The following is a 17,697-nucleotide window of genomic DNA, read 5'->3' on the forward strand; positions in this document are numbered from 1 at the left end:
CACGTTGCCCCGCAATGGTCTTGACAGGGTCAGGGTAGGTACCCCGGCCCGTCCTGGGAACCGAGGGGGTGCCAGAGAGACCGCACTGTGATGGTTTGTCGCGCCCCCCGCGTCGCGTCTCCCCTCACGGCCGCGCCGGTGGTCAGCCGGTGTGCCGGTACGTGGCGGCAGCCTGCTCGTAGAGCCGTGTCACCTCGTCCCGTTCGCCGGCCGGGCCGCGCACCTGCACCACGTGGTAGCGGCCGTCGATCAGCGCGGCGAGGTTGCGCACGTACAGCTCGCCCTGGTCGCCGGTCCAGGTGAACTGGCCCTCGGCCATGACCCGTCCGCCGACCTCGATGGTCTTCAGACCGGTGGAGGTGGCCCAGCTGGAGTCGCGGTACGGCTGCAGCTCACGCTCGGCGTCCCGCTGGTAGGCCATCGGGTCGCCGCCGAACTGCTGGGCGCTGTCGCGGCCGGGCACCACGATGAGCTCGAAGTCGCCCTGGGAGTAGACGACCTGGCCGCTGCCGTTCTTGCCGGTGCGCTGCCAGCCCTCGGCGACGGCGACCTCGAAGCCCTCGGGGTCCTTGCGCAGCGTGAAGCCGTCGGCGACCTCGGGACCGGTCGTCTGCGTCTCCGTGGAGCCGGCCGACTCCTCAGGCGTGCTCTGCTGCCCGTCGCCGCCGCTCGGGGAGCTGTTGCTGTCCGGGCGCGCGTCCCCCGAAGGGCTCGGCGCGGCTCCTCCGGCGGCGCTCGTACGGTCGGCGGTGGGCGACCCGGTGGCCTTCTCATCCGCCTTCGGCATGAACAGCACCGCGTACGCGATCGCCGCCGCCATGGCGAGCAGCACCAGCAGAAGCAGGGTGCGGCCGAGGCGGCGCGGTGAACCGGCGCGCGGCGCGGCCTTCTTGTGCCGTCCGTGCCGCGCGGGCAGTCCGGCCCGGCGCCTGCGCACGAGTTCGCCCCGGCGCCGTATGACCGGCAGACGTCCCGCGTCGACCGGCGGGGCCGCTATGACGTTCAGGCCCGCCTCGGGCTCGGGCGCGGAACGCACCAGGGACCGCAGCCAGCCGCGCAGCTCCTCGAAGTCGGGCCGCTCGGTGGGGTCCTGGCGCAGCAGCGACTCCACGACGGGGCGCAGCGGGCCGCACTCCTCGGCGAAGGCGGGCGGCTCGGCGCACACCATCTGCACCAGCTCGGCCGTCGACTCCTCCGGGTAGGGGGCGTGCCCCTGCACGGCGCGGAACAGGAGCGCTCCCAGCGCCCACAGGTCGGTGACGGGCCCGATGGGCGGCGCGAGCTGCCAGTTCTCGTGGACGGGGCCTGCCTGCTCGGGCGCCCAGCGCTCGGTGACGGGCCCGACGACGGCCATCCGCGCCTGCCGGGCGCGCTCGGCGGCCAGCGCGGTGGCGGGGCCCCGGCGTGCGGGGGCGTGCGGGGCGGGCTCGTCCCAGCGGCCGGCGGGGGTTGCCGCTGATTCGAGGGCGGCCGTTTCGGGTGTGCCGCTCGCCTGGGCGCCGATGCGGGGCGTGGCCCCGTGCCAGCCGGAGGCGGCCACCCCGTACGGGTCGGCTATCTGCCCCGGGGGCGACGGCGGCGGCTGCTCGGCGCCCTCCTCGGGGGCGGGCCGCGCGCCGGGCAGCGCGCGGGAGCCCTGCTGGGCCTCCTGGACGCGGGCGGCGGCCCGGGCGCCGGCACGGTAGGCGGCGATGGCCCCGGCCCGCGCCGCCCTCACGTCGCCCGCGCTGTCCAGGGCGCGGGGCGCCACCACGGGTGAGAGGTCGCCGGGTCCGCCGGTCCCTCCGCCGCCCGGGAGCCGTTTGGCGCGGGCCTCGATGGCCGCGCGGCGGGCCGCGTCCGGGTCGGGGTCGGCTGTGAACCCGGGCGGCCAGGCGGGTCCGCGTCCGCCCCCCACTCCGGCGCCCGGGCCGAGCGCCTCGAGCGCCGCGCCCGGCTCCGGTTCATCGTCGTCGTCGGCGGGCGGCACCGGGTCGTAGCCGCACAGCGCCTCCTCGGCCGCGCCGACCGCGAGGCCGGTGAGCATCACCCGGCCGTCGTCGCAGACCAGTACCGTGCGCGCGGTGACGTTGCGGTGGACCCAGCCGTGGGAGTGCAGCACCCGCAGCGCGGTGAGCACGTCGGAGGCGACCTCGGCGGCCCGGTACGGGGACAGCGGCTTCTCGGCGAGCAGCGCGGCCAGCGGGCGCGCGGCGACGTACTCGCTGACGATCCACAGCGAACCGCCCTCCGCGAACACGTCGAAGACCTGGTCCAGGCGCGGATGGTCGGGCAGGGCCGCCGCGGCCTGCGCGGCCTCGACCGCGCGCCGCACGACCGGGTCGGCGGGCCGGCGCACCGCGCCCCGGCCACCGCCGGGCACGCCCCTTCCGCGCCGCGCGCCGTCCCGGGAGGTGAACCCCTCGGGCAGCCCCTCGGCGTCCAGCACCTCGGCCTCGACGACCTCCGGCAGCGGCACCTGCCGGACCAGCACCTCCTGGCCGCTGTAGGTGTCGAAGGCGCGGCTCTCGGTCAGCTCGTACTCGTCGGAGGGGGGCAGGGGCAGGCGGTAGCGGTCGGCGAGAACCCGTCCCGCATAGTCGTCCACGTTGCCTCCCCCGGCACTACGGTCGGTCAGTTCCGTTCCCCGGACGGCCCGTTCCCGCTCCGTACGGTCCGCAACCACTCACGATACGTGCCGGAGGCAACCCGCAGAGAGGGGATGCCACATCTGGAGTCCCGATCCGCGGGCCGGGCGGATCAGGACTTCGGGCGGAACGTCTCCGTCAGCGTCCGCCACGTGTTCTTGCGCTGCGCGCCGTCCCACGCGTCGGCCTTGGCCGTGTACATCAGCCCGTACCCCAGACCGTCGTTGACGACGGTGCCCCGGTCCACCGAGCGGTACGTGACGCCGCCGTCGACGTAGGTGAACTCCCAGTCGGCCGTCTTCCAGCCGCGGTACTCCACCGCCGCGATCCGTATGCGCTTGTACTGGGGACGCACCATGGAGCGCTCCTGGTTCGTCCAGTCGGCGACCGGGTCGTCCTTGGGCGTGGTGGTCCAGCCGATGAGCAGCTTCTGGCCGTTCGGTCCGGTGAAGCGGTCGCCGGCCGCGTCCGACGACTTGAACTTCCAGCCGGCGGGCAGGCCGATCGAGTACCCCTGCCGGCCCCGGTGCGTCGTGGCCGCCCGGGCCTTGCCCGCTCCGCCGTCGCCGGCGTCCGCGGAGCTGCCGGGCGCGGTGCCGCCGGTGGAGCTGGGGGTGGATCCGGTGCCCGCGTCCGTCCCGTTGGACTCGGTGGCGGAGCCGTCGGTGCCGGTGCCGTCCTCGTCGTCCTTCCTGGTCTCGGCGCTGGGGGTGCTCTCCGCCACGGTCGAGCCGCCGCCGGCGCCCTGGGCGCCCTTGCCGTCCTCGTCGTCGCCGCCGAGGGTGAGGGCGAGGACGACGCCGATCACGGCGAGCACCACGACCAGCGCGATGACGACCAGCGTGCGGCGCGGCACCACGTCGGTGATGGACGCGCGCGGCGCGGGCCGGGCGGGCAGGTCCGGCGGGGTCATCACGGGCCAGCCCGAACTGCGGCCGCCGGTGGTCGCGTTGGCGTCACGCGTCCTTGCGGGCGCCCCGGCTGCGGGGCTCGCGGTGGTCGCGGACCGCGCTGCGGCCGGGGTGCGGGTCGCCGAGGCGGACGCGGACGTGCCCGACTTGGCGCGGGCGGTGCCGGCCGCACCGGCCGCCACGGCGGCCTTGCGCACGGAGCGCAGCGCGCCGCGCAGCTTCTCCGCGGCCTCCTCACCCCGCTTGGCGCCGCTGTCCCGCGTGCCGCCGGGCTGCTCGGGCAGCGGCACGACGCGGGTGGCGTCGGCCGGCTGTCCGTGGGCGGCCTTGGTGTCGGGCGCGCTGAGAACGGCGGTCAGCATGGCCCGCGCGGCACGGTCGTCGAGCCGCTGGGCCGGATCCTTGTTGAGCAGGCCGTGGATGACGTCCCGCAGGGGTCCGGCGTTCTTCGGCTCCTCCAGCGGCTCGGTCATCACCGCCGTGAGCGTCGCGATCGCGGAGCCCTTGTCGTACGGCGGGGTGCCCTCGACCGCCGCGTACAGCAGGCCGCCGAGCGACCACAGGTCGGCGGCGGGACCGGGCTTGTGCCCGCGGGCGCGCTCCGGGGAGATGTACGAGGGGGCGCCGACGAGCATGCCGGTCGAGGTGATGGAGGGGTCGCCCTCGACCTGGGCGATGCCGAAGTCGGTGAGGACGACACGGCCGTCGTCGGCGATCAGCACGTTGGACGGCTTGACGTCGCGGTGCAGGATGCCCTCGCGGTGCGCGGACCGCAGCACGTCGAGGACGGCGAGCCCGACCTCGGCGGCGCGGCGCGGCTCGAGGAGGCCGTCCTCCCGGATGACCTCGGCGAGCGACTTGCCCTCGACGAGCTCCATGACGATCCAGGGACGGTCGTCCTCCTGGACCACGTCGAACACGGTCACGGCGCTGGTGTTGCGGATCCGCGCGATCGCCTTGGCCTCGCGCAGCGTCCGGGTGATCAGCCGCCGCTTCTCCTCCTCGTCGATGTTCGCCGGGAAGCGGAGCTCCTTGACGGCGACCGTACGGCCGAGGGTCTCGTCCTCGGCCCGCCACACCGTCCCCATGCCGCCGCGGCCGAGCACATCTCCCAGCCGGTACCGCCCGGCGAGGAGACGTGCGCTCTTGTCCTGACGGGATGTCCCCGCCCGCTCCGCCTCCGACATGCGTCCCCTCATGCAACCCGCCCTGACAGAGCCTTCATTGTCCCTCACCCGGCAACCGCCCGACGCCCAGGGTGCCCCTGTCCGCCCACCGGACACGGCGGGCGGACAGGCGGGGGGACGAAGCGTTGCTCCACTCTGCCGGACGGGTCCCGACAAAGCCGGTATCCGAAGCGTGCGGATTCGGTCAGGATTGGGCGGCCCTGACGCGCCGTCGCCCAGGTCGGAGGGAGTACGGGGGCGCCGGACCCCGCCCGCCTCCACCCCGGAACCGGCCGCACACATGGCCGAGTTGCACCCGCCAGGCGGGCTGGGGCCACCGGGCGCGCTGGGGCCACCGGGCGGGCCGGGGGCCGCCGGGCGGGTTACAACGGCACGATGTCCGGCGCCCCCAGCCGCGCCGCGTCCGCCGTCAGGTCGTCGGGCTGCCGCTGCGACTCCCGCTCGGCCTCCACCCGCTTCTCGTAGTACTGCACCTCGCGGTCGATCTGGTCGCTGTCCCAGCCCAGCACGGGCGCCATCAGCTCGGCGGCCTCGCGGGCGCTGCGCGTGCCCCGGTCGAACGTCTCGATGGATATGCGGGTGCGCCGGGTGAGGACGTCCTCCAGGTGGCGCGCGTCCTCGTGCGAGGCGGCGTAGACGACCTCGGCGCGCAGATAGTCGTCTGCGGCCCGCAGCGGTTCGCCCAGGGACGGGTCGGAGGCGACGAGGTCCAGCACCTCCTCGGAGAGCGACCCGTACCGCTGGAGCAGGTGCTCCACCCGGACCGGGTGGAGGCCGGTGCGAGCGGCCGTGCGGGCCCGGCCGTTCCACAGGGCGTGGTAGCCCTCGGCGCCCACCAGGGGAGTCTCCTCGGTGACGCAGTCCGCCACGCGCAGGTCGAGCCCGTGAACCGCGGCGTCCACGGCGTCCTTGGCCATCACCCGGTACGTCGTGAACTTGCCGCCCGCGACCACGACCAGGCCGGGGACCGGGTGGGCGACCGTGTGCTCACGGGACAGCTTGCTCGTGGCGTCCGACTCGCCGGCGAGCAGCGGGCGCAGGCCCGCGTACACCCCCTCCACGTCGTCCCGGGTGAGCGGCACCGCGAGGACGGAGTTCACGTGCTCCAGCAGGTAGTCGATGTCGGCGCTGGACGCGGCCGGGTGCGCCTTGTCGAGATCCCATGCCGTGTCGGTGGTGCCGACGATCCAGTGCCGGCCCCAGGGGATGACGAACAGCACGGACCTCTCCGTGCGCAGGATCAGCCCGGTGCTCGAGTGGATGCGGTCCTTGGGCACGACCAGGTGGATGCCCTTGGAGGCCCGCACGTGGATCTGGCCGCGCTCGCCGACCATCGCCTGGGTGTCGTCGGTCCACACCCCGGTCGCGTTGACCACCTGCTTGGCGCGGATCTCGTACTCGCCGCCGCCCTCCACGTCCTGCACGCGGGCGCCGACGACCCGCTCGCCCTCGCGCAGGAAGCCGGTGACGCGGGTGCCGTTGGCCGTCAAGGCGCCGTACGCCGCCGCCGTGCGCACGAGGTTGAGGACGAACCGTGCGTCGTCCACCTGGGCGTCGTAGTACTGCAGGGCGCCGACCAGCGCGTCCTTCTTCAAGCAGGGCGCGACACGCAGGGCGTGACGGCGGCTCAGGTGGCGGTGCACGGGGAGGCCCCGTCCGTGGCCGTGGGTCATCGCCATGGCGTCGTAGAGCGCGACGCCCGTCCCGGCGTAGAGCCGCTCCCAGCCCTTGTGCTGCAGCGGGTAGAGGAACGGCACCGGACGCACGAGGTGCGGGGCGAGCTTCTCCAGGAGCAGCCCTCGTTCCTTCAACGCCTCGCGGACGAGGTCGAAGTCCAGCATCTCGAGATAGCGCAGGCCGCCGTGGATCAGCTTGCTGGAGCGGCTGGAGGTGCCCGACGCCCAGTCACGCGCCTCGACCAGTCCGGTGGACAGGCCGCGTGTCACCGCGTCGAGCGCCGTGCCCGCGCCGACCACTCCGCCGCCCAGCACCAGCACGTCCAGCTCGCGCTCCGCCATGGACGCCAGTGATTCGGCGCGCCGCGCCGGCCCCAGTGTCGCTGTCCTCACCGCTGCCTCCCGCTCGTCGGTCGCATCGGCCACACCCGTCGGGCGAAGCCCGGTCTCCCACCCTCATGCCCAGATTCTGACCGGGTTGCCCGACTTCAGCCACACGCGGCCTCAGCCTGTGGACAACCACGGGTCACAGGCTGTGGACAACCTCGCGCCCGTACCCGCACCGGACACCGCGCCGCAGACACCGCCAGGCACCCCGCCGCGGACACCGCCAGGCACCCCGCCGCGGACACCGCCGGACACCGCGCCTCGGACACCACTGGGCGACCCGCAGGACGACTCACCGAAAACCAGCGGATCAATCCCACATATCGGTCATATTTACTCCTAGTCTGACATTGCGCTCGCCTGTCCAGTCCTCAGCGCTTGCGCACCTGTCGCACTCCGGCTATTGGGAAGGACGGTCCACGCCATGCCCGCAGATCTCGCCGTCATCGGACTCGGCCCGTTCGGACTGCCCCTGGCCCAGGCCGCCGTCGCCGCCGGCATCCCCACCGTCGGATACCGGACCGGCCCCGAGCCCGGTTCCCTCAGCCCCGCCGAGCAGCGGCGCATGCTCGCGCAGGGCTTCCGGGTCACCACCAGCGCGGCCGAGCTGGGCCGGGTGCGTACCGCCGTGATCTGCGCCCCCACCGCGCCCGCCGCCGACGGAGGGCTCGACCTCGGCCAGGTCGAGGCGGCCGCCCGCACCCTCGCCGCGCAGCTCCGCCCGCACACCACCGTGATCCTGGAGTCCCCCGTGCCGCCCGGCACCACGGAGGGCCCCCTGCTGCGGCTGCTGGAGTCAGGGTCCGGTCTGCGCGCGGGCCGCGACTTCCACCTCGCCCACTGCCCCAGCCGCGTCGACCCCGGCAACCGCGACTTCACCCCCGCCAACACCCCGAAGGTCATCGGCGGCCTCACCCCCGCCTGCACCGAGTCGGCGGCGGCCTTCTACGGCCGCATCACCGACAAGGTGGTCCGCGCCCGCGGCCCCCGCGAGGCCGAGACGGTGCAGCTGCTGGAGACCAACTTCCGGCACGTCAACATCGCCCTGGTCAACGAGATGGCCGCCCTCTGCCACGACCTGGGCATCGACCTGTGGGACGTGCTGCGCTGCGCCGAGACCAAGCCCTTCGGCTTCCTCGCCTTCCGCCCCGGACCCGGCGTCGGCGGCCACACCGTCCCCCAGGACCTCACCGCGCACGCCGGCCGCACCCTGCGCATGGCGGAACTGGCCCAGGAGGTCAACGGCCGCATGCCCCGCTACGTCGTGCAGCGCGCCGCCGCCCTGCTCAACGAGCACGGCAAATCGGCACGGGGCGCGCGCGTGCTGCTCCTCGGGGTCACCTACAAGGCCGACCTCGCCGACCTCCAGGGCAGCCCCGCGCAGGAGATCGCGGTCCGCCTGATGGAACTGGGCGCCTCGGTCAGCTACCACGACCCGCACGTCCCGTCCTGGAACGTCCTGGACCGCCCCGTCCCCCGCGCCGACTCCCTCTACGAGGCCGCCGCCGACGCCGACCTCACGATCCTCCTCCAGCAACACCGCACGTACGACCTCCAAGGCCTCTCGGTGAAGGCCCAGCTCCTCCTGGACACCCGCGGCGCGACACCTACGGGGGCGGCGCACCGGTTGTGAGAAGGGGCGCGCGACAGGCTTCCGTGTCCCGGAGGCTGCTGGTGGGCGGGACGTCGCGGGTACGGTGGCACACAGGTGGAGCCCACCGCAGCGGCTACTGCGGCAGGCTCCTGGATGATTCACGGGTGTCCGCCCCTAGTTCTCGTGGGGGCGGCCGCTCACCATCCGAAAAGCCGCAAGATCCACCTCCTCCGGCACTTCACCGTCCACGGACGGATCCGGTCCCAGCGGGTGGGCCTGCGGTGGCGTCCCATGGGCGCCCCCTTGCACGACACCGCCCGGTAGCCCGGTGGACGGTCCGTCGGAATCGGGCCGGGCCCGAGGGCGGGGTACGGACCAGGTCCGTTGGAAGCGCGCCGTTGGACACACGAAAGGGGCCGGTCACCCGTTCAGGTGACCGACCCCTTTCCGTGCAGTACGGAAACCCGCCCAGCGGCTACCGGCGGTGCTGCGAGTCCGCCACCGTCACCTCGACCCGCTGGAATTCCTTCAGCTCGCTGTAGCCCGTGGTGGCCATCGCGCGTCGGAGGGCGCCGAAGAGGTTCATGGAGCCGTCGGGGGTGTGGGACGGGCCGGTGAGGATCTCCTCCAGCGTGCCCACCGTGCCGAGGTCGACCTTCTTGCCGCGCGGCAGCTCCTCGTTGACGGCCTCCATGCCCCAGTGGTGGCCGCGCCCCGGCGCGTCGGTGGCGCGGGCCAGCGGGGAGCCCATCATCACGGAGTCCGCGCCGCAGGCGATCGCCTTGGGCAAGTCGCCGGACCAGCCGACGCCGCCGTCCGCGATGACGTGCACGTAGCGGCCGCCGGACTCGTCCATGTAGTCGCGGCGGGCGGCGGCCACGTCGGCGACCGCAGTGGCCATCGGCACCTGGATGCCCAGCACGTTGCGCGTGGTGTGCGCGGCGCCGCCGCCGAAGCCGACCAGCACACCGGCCGCACCGGTGCGCATCAGGTGCAGCGCGGCGGTGTAGGTGGCACAGCCGCCGACGATCACCGGGACGTCCAGCTCGTAGATGAACTGCTTCAGGTTCAGCGGCTCGTGCGAGCCGGAGACGTGCTCCGCGGACACCGTGGTGCCGCGGATGACGAAGATGTCCACGCCCGCGTCGACGACGGCCTTGGAGAACTGGGCGGTGCGCTGCGGGGAGAGCGCGGCGGCGGTGACGACGCCGGAGTCCCGCACCTCCTTGATGCGCTGCCCGATCAGCTCCTCCTTGATCGGAGCGGCGTAGATCTCCTGGAGGCGGCGGGTGGCCGCCTCGTCGGGCAGGCCCACGATCTCGTCGAGCAGCGGCTGCGGGTCCTCGTAGCGGGTCCACAGGCCCTCGAGGTTCAGCACGCCGAGGCCGCCGAGCTCGCCGATGCGGATCGCGGTGGCCGGGGAGACGACCGAGTCCATGGGAGCGGCCAGGAACGGCAGCTCGAAGCGGTAGGCGTCGATCTGCCAGGCGATCGAGACCTCCTTCGGGTCCCGCGTACGGCGGCTGGGGACGACCGCGATGTCGTCGAAGGCGTACGCCCGGCGGCCGCGCTTGCCGCGCCCGATCTCGATCTCAGTCACGTCTGTGGCCTTTCCCTGTTGCGTTGCAGCGCCTTCCAGTATCCCCGACGGCCGCGGCGCCCACCGCCCCGGACGCCAAGCGAGGGCGGCCCCGGTGGTCCGGAGCCGCCCTCGGGAAGCCCGCCGCTACTGGCGGCTGTAGTTCGGTGCCTCGACCGTCATCTGGATGTCGTGCGGGTGGCTCTCCTTGAGGCCCGCCGAGGTGATCCGGACGAAGCGGCCGTTGGCCTGGAGCTCGGGGACGGTGCGGCCGCCGACGTAGAACATCGACTGGCGCAGACCGCCGACGAGCTGGTGGACGACGGACGACAGCGGGCCGCGGTAGGGCACCTGACCCTCGATGCCCTCGGGCACCAGCTGCTCGTCGGAGGCGACGCCCTCCTGGAAATAGCGGTCCTTGGAGAAGGACTTGCGGTCGCCGCGGGTCTGCATGGCGCCCAGCGAGCCCATGCCGCGGTACGACTTGAACTGCTTGCCGTTGATGAACAGCAGCTCGCCCGGCGACTCCTCGCAGCCCGCGAGCAGCGAGCCGAGCATCACCGTGTCGGCGCCCGCGACGAGCGCCTTGGCGATGTCGCCGGAGTACTGCAGACCGCCGTCGCCGATGACCGGCACGCCGGCCTCCTTGGCGGCCAGCGCGGCCTCGTAGATCGCCGTGACCTGCGGGACGCCCACGCCGGCGACGACACGCGTGGTGCAGATGGAGCCGGGGCCGACGCCGACCTTGATGCCGTCGCAGCCCGCGTCGACGAGCGCCTTGGCGCCGTCACGGGTGGCGATGTTGCCGCCGATCACGTCCACGCCGGAGGAGTTCGACTTGATCTTGGCGACCATGTCGCCGACCAGCCGGGAGTGGCCGTGCGCGGTGTCGACGACGATGAAGTCGACGCCCGCCTCGATCAGCGCCTGGGCGCGCTCGAACGCGTCACCGGCGACGCCGACCGCGGCGCCGACCAGCAGACGGCCCTCGCCGTCCTTGGCGGCGTTCGGGTACTTCTCGGCCTTGACGAAGTCCTTGACCGTGATGAGGCCCTTGAGGACGCCGGCGTCGTCGACCAGCGGAAGCTTCTCGATCTTGTGACGGCGCAGCAGCTCCACGGCGTCCGGGCCGGAGATGCCGACCTTGCCGGTCACCAGCGGCATCGGCGTCATGACCTCGCGCACCTGACGGGAGCGGTCGGTCTCGAAGGCCATGTCACGGTTGGTGACGATGCCCAGCAGCTTCTTGTTGCCGTCGGTCACCGGGACGCCGCTGATGCGGAACTTCGCGCAGAGCGCGTCGGCCTCGGCGAGCGTGGCGTCCGGGTGGATCGTGATGGGGTCGGTGACCATGCCCGACTCGGACCGCTTCACCAGGTCGACCTGGTTGGCCTGGTCCTCGATGGACAGGTTGCGGTGCAGCACGCCGACGCCGCCCTGGCGGGCCATCGCGATGGCCATGCGGGACTCGGTCACCTTGTCCATGGCGGCGGACAGCAGCGGGATGTTCACCCGCACGTTCTTGGAGACGTACGAGGCGGTGTCGATCTCGTCGGGTGCCATGTCCGACGGGCCCGGCAGCAGCAGCACGTCGTCGTAGGTCAGCCCGAGTGTCGCGAATTTTCCGGGCACTCCGTCGACGTTGGCAGTCATGACACCTTCCCCAAATGGCCTTGATCGGTGCGGATGTCCATGCTAACGGGAAGCGTGGGTGTCTCATTCCACGGTTCCGCACGGTCCCCGGCTTCGTATGTTCGTACGGGAACGGCTGATCGTCCGTTCATGTGTGACTGATGCGCCCGCGCGCGTGCGAAGAGGCGGTGCGGGGACGGGCGTTACTGCTCCGCCAGGGCCCGCAGCCGGCTCAGCGCGCGGTGCTGGGCCACCCGGACCGCGCCGGGTGACATTCCCAACATCTGACCGGTCTCCTCGGCGGTGAGCCCCACGGCGATACGCAGAAGGATCAGCTCGCGCTGGTTCTCGGGCAGGCTGGCCAGCAGTTTCTTGGCCCACTCCGCGTCGCTGCTGAGCAGGGCGCGCTCCTCCGGGCCGAGCGAGTCGTCGGGCCGCTCCGGCATCTCGTCGGACGGCACGGCGGTCGAACCGGGGTGCCGCATGGCGGCGCGCTGGAGGTCGGCGACCTTGTGGGAGGCGATCGCGAAGATGAACGCCTCGAAGGGCCGGCCGGTGTCCTTGTAGCGGGGCAGCGCGAGCAGCACCGCCACGCAGACTTCCTGGGCGAGGTCCTCGACGAAGTGCCGGGCGTCGCCCGGCAGGCGGGAGAGACGGGTGCGGCAGTAGCGCAGGGCGAGGGGGTGGACATGGGCGAGCAGATCGTGCGTGGCCTGCTCGTCTCCGTCGACCGCGCGGTGGACGAGCGCACCGATCGCCCCCTGGGCCGTGCCCGCCTCGTCGTCGCGCATCGGTCCATGGTGCCCTGCGGACGCGGGGTCCGTAGCACCGTGTCCTTGGTTGTGCACCGAAGCGTTATGAGCAGGTGCGCCGGAAGTCATCCCTTGCGCCCTCCCCTTCCGCTCGACCGACTCGTCCCCGAGGAACTCCACACCTCAAGGATGCGGCATCCGCCGCGAAACGAGCAGTGGGTCCCTCCCGACGGCGGCGAACACCACGTCCCGCCTGTGCGCCGGCCCACGCGGGCAGTCCTTGGCGGGCCCGCGTGTACGGGGCCCGCGCCCGGGGTTCGCCGACGCCGGCACGGCGTGCGGCCATGCGGAACGTCACGAGGACCGGGGCCGCGGCCGTCCGAAGGAGACACGGATGTCCGTACGAAAAATACGCACGGCCGACGCCTCAGCGCTGAAGGGAACCGACCACCGCGTCCCGTCAGGCCGACGCGTGCCGGACCCGGGCCCGGGCACGCACCCGGACCCCGCGCCGCTACGGCGCCCCGTGCCCCGGCCGGCCCGGTCCTGAGGACAGGGCGGCCTACCGCACCAGGCCCCACCGGAACCCGAGCGCCACCGCGTGAGCCCGGTCCGAGGCGCCGAGCTTCTTGAAGAGACGGCGCGCGTGGGTCTTCACCGTGTCCTCGGAGAGGAACAGCTCGCGGCCGATCTCCGCGTTGGAGCGGCCGTGGCTCATCCCCTCCAGCACCTGGATCTCACGCGCGGTGAGCGTGGGCGCCGCGCCCATCTCGGCCGAGCGCAGCCGGCGCGGGGCGAGCCGCCAGGTCGGGTCGGCGAGCGCCTGCGTGACCGTGGCGCGCAGCTCCGCGCGGGAGGCGTCCTTGTGCAGATAGCCGCGGGCGCCGGCGGCCACCGCGAGGGCGACGCCGTCGAGATCCTCGGCGACCGTGAGCATGATGATGCGTGCCCCGGGGTCGGCGGAGAGCAGCCGCCGTACTGTCTCGACGCCGCCCAGACCGGGCATGCGCACGTCCATCAGGATCAGGTCCGAGCGGTCGGCGCCCCAGCGGCGGAGGACTTCCTCGCCGTTGGCCGCCGTCGTCACGCGCTCGACGCCGGGCACGGTCGCGACCGCGCGGCGGAGCGCCTCTCGGGCAAGCGGGGAGTCGTCGCAGACGAGGACGGAAGTCATGGCCGCCCTCCGCAGCTGATGCGCGTCACCTTGAGCCTCCAGGCTGGTACGAAATCGTCACCTTGCGGTCGACCGTCTCGGACGCCCGCCCGAGCGCTTGTTCCTTCAACCGCCTCGCACTCTCAACGACGGTCACTCGAAAGAGTTACGGGGCCGTCTGCCATCTTCGGCACTCTACGTGAGGAGGCGTTCACGGTGGAGACATGCGCGACGTACCGCCGAACTTTCATCACAACCCATGCCCCATTCAGCCCCTTTTCTTCCCCTTTGATGGTGTCCGGAGCTAGATTCGCAATGAGTCATATTTTCATCTCCTTTGATCGTAGTTGTACGGTCGTGGACACCGGATCCGCCCAGTAACGGCTACAAGGGGTCACGCAATGGCAGATTTCTCCCGCCTTCCCGGACCGAACGCGGACCTGTGGGACTGGCAGCTCCTGGCTGCCTGCCGCGGGGTGGACAGCTCGCTCTTCTTCCACCCGGAGGGTGAACGGGGCGCCGCCCGCAGCGCACGTGAGAACTCGGCCAAGGAGGTCTGCATGAGGTGCCCGGTACGCGCCGAGTGCGCCGCGCACGCGCTGGCGGTGCGCGAGCCGTACGGCGTGTGGGGCGGCCTGACCGAGGACGAGCGCGAAGAACTGATGGGGCGGGCGCGCAACCGGCTGGTGTCGGCGTCGGGCGCCGGCGGACACGCCACCGCCTCGAACACCTGAAGGAACGTTTCTCCGGAAAGGAACCCCAGGGCACGCACGCGTGCCCTCGCCCAGTCAGCCGCCCGCTGACCACTCGGCGCCGTCAGGCGGCCGGGACGGATCAGGCGGCTTACCTCACCTGGCGGCGGCCGCCGTCAGCTTCTCCAGCGTCGCGGTGACCGCGGGGACCTGGGCGAGGTCCGGCAGGGTGAGCGCGACGATCTCCCGCCGTACGGCGGGCACCAGGTCCACGGTGCGTACGCCGCGCGGCCGCAGCGACTCCAGCGCGAGCTGCGGCAGGACCGCGACTCCGAGTCCCGCGCCGACCAGACCGGCGACCGCCGGGTAGTCGTCGGTCGCGAAGTCGATGCGCGGGGTGAAACCCGCCGTCTCGCACACCTCGACGAGCTGGCCCCGGCAGCGCGGGCAGCCCGCGATCCACGGCTCCCGCGCGAGGTCACCGATGGCGACGGACCCCGCGCGGGCCAGCCGGTGTCGTTCCGGCACGAGCCCGACCAGCCGGTCCGACAGCAGCGGCCGCACCACCAGGTCCTCCCACTCCTCCGCGTCGGCGGCGCCCTCGTAGCGGAAGGCGAGGGCCACGTCGCAGTCGCCGTCGCGGAGCATCCGCACGGAGCGGGGCGGCTCGGCCTCCTCCAGGGAGACGCGGGTGCCGGGGTGGGCGTCGCGCAGGGCGGCGAGGGCGGTCGGCACGAGCGTGGAGCTGCCGCTGGGGAACGACACCAGCCGCACCCGTCCCGCGCGCAGGCCCGCGATGGCCGCGACCTCCTCCTCGGCGGCGGTGAGCCCGGCGAGGATGCCCGCCGCGTGCCGCACCAGCGCCTCGCCGGCCTGCGTCAGCCGCATCTCGCGGCCGGTGCGGATGAGCAGCGGCGTGCCGACGGACGCCTCCAGGGCCTTCATCTGCTGGCTGACGGCGGGCTGGGTGCACCCCAGTTCGCGGGCGGCGGCGGAGAAGGAACCGGTGGAGGCCACGGCGCGCAGCACGCGGAGGTGGCGGGCTTCGATCACCCCGCCAGGATACGCACAGGAATAAGCTCGCCTTTGATCAACCGCGGATTATTACGTCGACGCTTTGATGTACATGCCTTACCGTGCACCGCATGAAGCTTCTGTCTGTGAACCTGGGCCGCCCCAAGCCCGTCCCCTACACCAGTCAGCGCGACGGCCTGACCGGTATCGACAAGCGTCCGGTGGAGGGGCCGGTGCGGGTGTCGGCGCCCGGCGCGAAGGGCATCGGCGGGAGCGGACTGGCGGGGGACGCGGTGTGCGAGACGCGGCACCACGGCGGGGACGACCAGGCGGTGTACGCGGTGGCCCGCGAGGACCTCGACGAGTGGGAACGCGTGCTGGGGCGCACGCTGCCCGCCGGTTCGTTCGGCGAGAACCTCACCACCCTGGGCGTCGACGTCTCCGGCGCGCTGATCGGCGAGCGCTGGGCCGTGGGACCCGAGGTGGTCCTGGAGGTCACGTCCGGGCGTATCCCCTGCCGCACCTTCCAGGGCCATCTGGGTGAGGACGGCTGGGTCAGGCGGTTCACGGAGCGGGCGGCGCCGGGGGCGTACCTGCGGGTGATCACGCCGGGCGAGGTGCGCGCGGGGGACGCCGTACGCGTCGTGCACCGGCCGGACCACGACGTGACGGTGGCCCTCCAGTTCCGGGCGGTGACGACGGAGCGGGAACTGCTTCCCCGGCTGCTGGCGGCGGGGGACGCGCTGCACCCGGAGGCGCTGCGGAAGGCGCGGGAGCATGTGGAGAAGTCGGGCGCGGGCGTGGAGGTCTGACCGTACGTCGGCGTGTGTCCTGGAGGACCGGTGGCGGCCCGGACCGCAGAGCGGACGGCTCCGCTCCGTGTCACTACTCTTGCGCCATGACAACGGCTCTGATTACGGGATCGACGGCGGGGATCGGTGCCGCGTTCGCGCGGCGGCTGGCGGCCGACGGCCACGACCTGGTGCTCGTGGCCCGGGACACCGCCCGGCTGCGGGAACAGGCGACCGAGCTGCACGACCGCCACGGCATCGAGGCGGAGGTGCTGACCGCCGACCTGTCCGAGGACAAGGGCATCGAGGCGGTGGAGCGCCGGCTCGCCGACCGCCGCAACCCGGTCGACCTGCTGATCAACAATGCCGGGTTCGGGCACAAGGGCCGCTACCTCGAGGTCCCCATGTCCGACGAGCTGACGATGCTCAAGGTCCACTGCGAGGCCGTGCTGCGGCTGACGTCGGCGGCCGTGGAGGCGATGCGGGAGCGCGGACGCGGCGGAGTCGTGAACGTCGCCTCGACCGCGGCGTTCGTGCCGCGCGGGACGTACGGGGCGTCGAAGGCGTGGGTCGTGCAGTTCACGCAGGGCGCGGCGCAGGACCTGGCCGGTCACGGCGTACGGCTGATGGCGCTGTGCCCCGGCTTCGTGCGCACCGAGTTCCACGAGCGGGCCGGCATGGGCACGGACAACATCCCGCGGTGGATGTGGCTGGACGCGGACAAGGTCGCTGCGACGGCTCTGGCGGACCTGGCCCGGGGCAAGTCGCTGTCCGTCCCGGACCCGCGGTACAAGGTGCTGATGGGCGCGTCGAAGCTGGTCCCGCGGAACCTGCTGGGCGGCATCTCCTCCAGGACCGGCCGCAAGTACGGGCCCCGCTGACACGCCGGGACGCGGGCCGCGCCCCGGAGGACAATGGGGCGTGACACGACCAGCCAGCCCTGGCCAGGTGCCGGAGGTGACGTGATGACCTTCGTACAGCTCATCGACTGCAGGACCACCCGGTTCGAGGAACTGGACCGGCTCATGGACCAGTGGGTGGAGCAGACCAGGGGGAGGCGGACGGCGACGCACGCCGTGGTCGGCAGGGACCGCGGCGACACGTCGCACCTGGTGGAGATCGTGGAGTTCCCCTCGTACGAGGAGGCGATGCGGAACTCGAAGCTGCCGGAGACCGACCGGATCTTCCGGGAGATGAGCGCCCTGTGCGAGGGGACGCCGACCTTCACCGACCTGGACGTGGTGCGCGACGCGCGGCTGAACGCGGACACGGCCCGCCGCTTCTTCGAGGTCGTGACCGCCTCCTACGACCTGTCCCCGCTGGAGGGCCTGGTCGAGGAGGACTACCACGACCACGACCCGAAGAACGAGGAGGACGTCGTCGGCCTGAAGGCGCTGACCCGCGAGCTGGACACGTGGCGCGCCGGTTTCGACTTCAGGTTCCGCGTGGAGGACCGCGTGGCGCAGGGCGACCGGGTGTGCACCCGCTGGAGCTGGGAGGGCATCCACAAAGGCGACTTCCTCGGCGTCCCGGCCACGGGCCAGCGGGCCACGATGACCGGAATGACAGTCCTCCGCTTCAGCCCTGCCGGGAAGATCGCGGAGGGGTGGTGGGAGTACGACCGGCTGGGGTTGCTGGGGCAGCTGGGGGTGCTGGAGGCGCCGGAGCTGTGAGCTCGGCGGGGGATCGCCTCTGACGCAGG

13 protein-coding genes are annotated in these 17,697 nt (G+C 72.9%); 5 read left to right on the forward strand and 8 right to left on the reverse strand.

Going from position 1 to position 17,697, the window contains the following annotated elements; genetic code table 11:
• Positions 1 to 142 precede the first annotated feature (142 nt).
• The 3 genes from ACQY0Z_RS03255 to ACQY0Z_RS03265 form a co-directional block, all read right to left on the reverse strand.
• Positions 143 to 2,587: a protein kinase domain-containing protein gene (locus ACQY0Z_RS03255; RefSeq protein WP_347224787.1), complete on the reverse strand. Its 2,445-nt coding sequence runs from the start codon at positions 2,585 to 2,587 to the stop codon at positions 143 to 145.
• Between the two features lie 152 nt (positions 2,588 to 2,739).
• Positions 2,740 to 4,725 carry a serine/threonine-protein kinase gene (locus ACQY0Z_RS03260; RefSeq protein WP_439813344.1) on the reverse strand — a complete coding sequence of 662 codons (1,986 nt, stop codon included), beginning with the start codon at positions 4,723 to 4,725 and terminating at the stop codon, positions 2,740 to 2,742.
• Between the two features lie 362 nt (positions 4,726 to 5,087).
• The gene (locus tag ACQY0Z_RS03265) at positions 5,088 to 6,794 is read right to left on the reverse strand and encodes a glycerol-3-phosphate dehydrogenase/oxidase (protein WP_189898801.1); all 1,707 of its coding nucleotides are present in this window, start codon (positions 6,792 to 6,794) and stop codon (positions 5,088 to 5,090) included.
• 418 nt (positions 6,795 to 7,212) lie between these two features.
• Between ACQY0Z_RS03265 and ACQY0Z_RS03270 the strand changes: the two genes are divergently transcribed.
• A complete protein-coding gene (locus ACQY0Z_RS03270; protein ID WP_019527919.1) occupies positions 7,213 to 8,421 on the forward strand; it encodes a nucleotide sugar dehydrogenase in 1,209 nt (402 codons plus the stop codon).
• 436 nt (positions 8,422 to 8,857) lie between these two features.
• On the opposite strand, the gene ACQY0Z_RS03275 is transcribed toward ACQY0Z_RS03270, so the two are convergent.
• The 4 genes from ACQY0Z_RS03275 to ACQY0Z_RS03290 all read right to left on the reverse strand — a co-directional run bounded on the left by ACQY0Z_RS03275 (position 8,858) and on the right by ACQY0Z_RS03290 (position 13,519).
• Positions 8,858 to 9,982, reverse strand: coding sequence for a GuaB3 family IMP dehydrogenase-related protein (locus tag ACQY0Z_RS03275; protein ID WP_019527920.1), 1,125 nt, complete (start codon positions 9,980 to 9,982; stop codon positions 8,858 to 8,860).
• A gap of 126 nt (positions 9,983 to 10,108) precedes the next feature.
• Complete coding sequence (guaB, locus tag ACQY0Z_RS03280; protein ID WP_189898802.1) at positions 10,109 to 11,614, reverse strand: IMP dehydrogenase; 1,506 nt, start codon at positions 11,612 to 11,614, stop codon at positions 10,109 to 10,111.
• Positions 11,615 to 11,796: 182 nt separating this feature from the next.
• Positions 11,797 to 12,384, reverse strand: coding sequence for a sigma-70 family RNA polymerase sigma factor (locus ACQY0Z_RS03285; protein WP_006130726.1), 588 nt, complete (start codon positions 12,382 to 12,384; stop codon positions 11,797 to 11,799).
• A gap of 523 nt (positions 12,385 to 12,907) precedes the next feature.
• Entirely contained in the window at positions 12,908 to 13,519 is a 612-nt protein-coding gene (locus ACQY0Z_RS03290; protein ID WP_003948568.1) for a response regulator transcription factor, read from the reverse strand.
• Positions 13,520 to 13,899: 380 nt separating this feature from the next.
• Here ACQY0Z_RS03290 and ACQY0Z_RS03295 point away from each other — a divergent pair, with 380 nt between their 5' ends.
• Positions 13,900 to 14,232 carry a WhiB family transcriptional regulator gene (locus ACQY0Z_RS03295; RefSeq protein ID WP_006130727.1) on the forward strand — a complete coding sequence of 111 codons (333 nt, stop codon included), beginning with the start codon at positions 13,900 to 13,902 and terminating at the stop codon, positions 14,230 to 14,232.
• A gap of 114 nt (positions 14,233 to 14,346) precedes the next feature.
• Here ACQY0Z_RS03295 and ACQY0Z_RS03300 read toward each other — a convergent pair whose 3' ends face one another.
• A complete protein-coding gene (locus ACQY0Z_RS03300; protein ID WP_439811812.1) occupies positions 14,347 to 15,243 on the reverse strand; it encodes a LysR family transcriptional regulator in 897 nt (298 codons plus the stop codon).
• 92 nt (positions 15,244 to 15,335) lie between these two features.
• Here ACQY0Z_RS03300 and ACQY0Z_RS03305 point away from each other — a divergent pair, with 92 nt between their 5' ends.
• The 3 genes from ACQY0Z_RS03305 to ACQY0Z_RS03315 all read left to right on the forward strand — a co-directional run bounded on the left by ACQY0Z_RS03305 (position 15,336) and on the right by ACQY0Z_RS03315 (position 17,668).
• A complete protein-coding gene (locus ACQY0Z_RS03305; protein WP_381731000.1) occupies positions 15,336 to 16,016 on the forward strand; it encodes an MOSC domain-containing protein in 681 nt (226 codons plus the stop codon).
• Positions 16,017 to 16,102: 86 nt separating this feature from the next.
• Entirely contained in the window at positions 16,103 to 16,876 is a 774-nt protein-coding gene (locus ACQY0Z_RS03310) for an SDR family NAD(P)-dependent oxidoreductase (protein ID WP_189898806.1), read from the forward strand.
• Between the two features lie 84 nt (positions 16,877 to 16,960).
• Positions 16,961 to 17,668, forward strand: a complete 708-nt coding sequence (locus tag ACQY0Z_RS03315; RefSeq protein ID WP_189898808.1) for an ester cyclase — start codon at positions 16,961 to 16,963, stop codon at positions 17,666 to 17,668.
• Positions 17,669 to 17,697 lie beyond the last annotated feature (29 nt).

The sequence above is a fragment of the Streptomyces sp. P9-2 genome, from assembly GCF_051903975.1.
In the GTDB taxonomy this organism is placed as follows: Bacteria; Actinomycetota; Actinomycetes; order Streptomycetales; family Streptomycetaceae; genus Streptomyces; species Streptomyces cellulosae.

Coding starts and splice junctions, on each gene's coding strand:
- ACQY0Z_RS03260 (WP_439813344.1), bottom strand. CDS start 4,725: ATGTCGGAGGCGGAGCGGGCGGGGACATCCCGTCAGGACAAGAGCGCA.
- ACQY0Z_RS03270 (WP_019527919.1), top strand. CDS start 7,213: ATGCCCGCAGATCTCGCCGTCATCGGACTCGGCCCGTTCGGACTGCCC.
- guaB (WP_189898802.1), bottom strand. CDS start 11,614: ATGACTGCCAACGTCGACGGAGTGCCCGGAAAATTCGCGACACTCGGG.
- ACQY0Z_RS03285 (WP_006130726.1), bottom strand. CDS start 12,384: ATGCGCGACGACGAGGCGGGCACGGCCCAGGGGGCGATCGGTGCGCTC.
- ACQY0Z_RS03290 (WP_003948568.1), bottom strand. CDS start 13,519: ATGACTTCCGTCCTCGTCTGCGACGACTCCCCGCTTGCCCGAGAGGCG.
- ACQY0Z_RS03295 (WP_006130727.1), top strand. CDS start 13,900: ATGGCAGATTTCTCCCGCCTTCCCGGACCGAACGCGGACCTGTGGGAC.
- ACQY0Z_RS03305 (WP_381731000.1), top strand. CDS start 15,336: ATGAAGCTTCTGTCTGTGAACCTGGGCCGCCCCAAGCCCGTCCCCTAC.
- ACQY0Z_RS03310 (WP_189898806.1), top strand. CDS start 16,103: ATGACAACGGCTCTGATTACGGGATCGACGGCGGGGATCGGTGCCGCG.
- ACQY0Z_RS03315 (WP_189898808.1), top strand. CDS start 16,961: ATGACCTTCGTACAGCTCATCGACTGCAGGACCACCCGGTTCGAGGAA.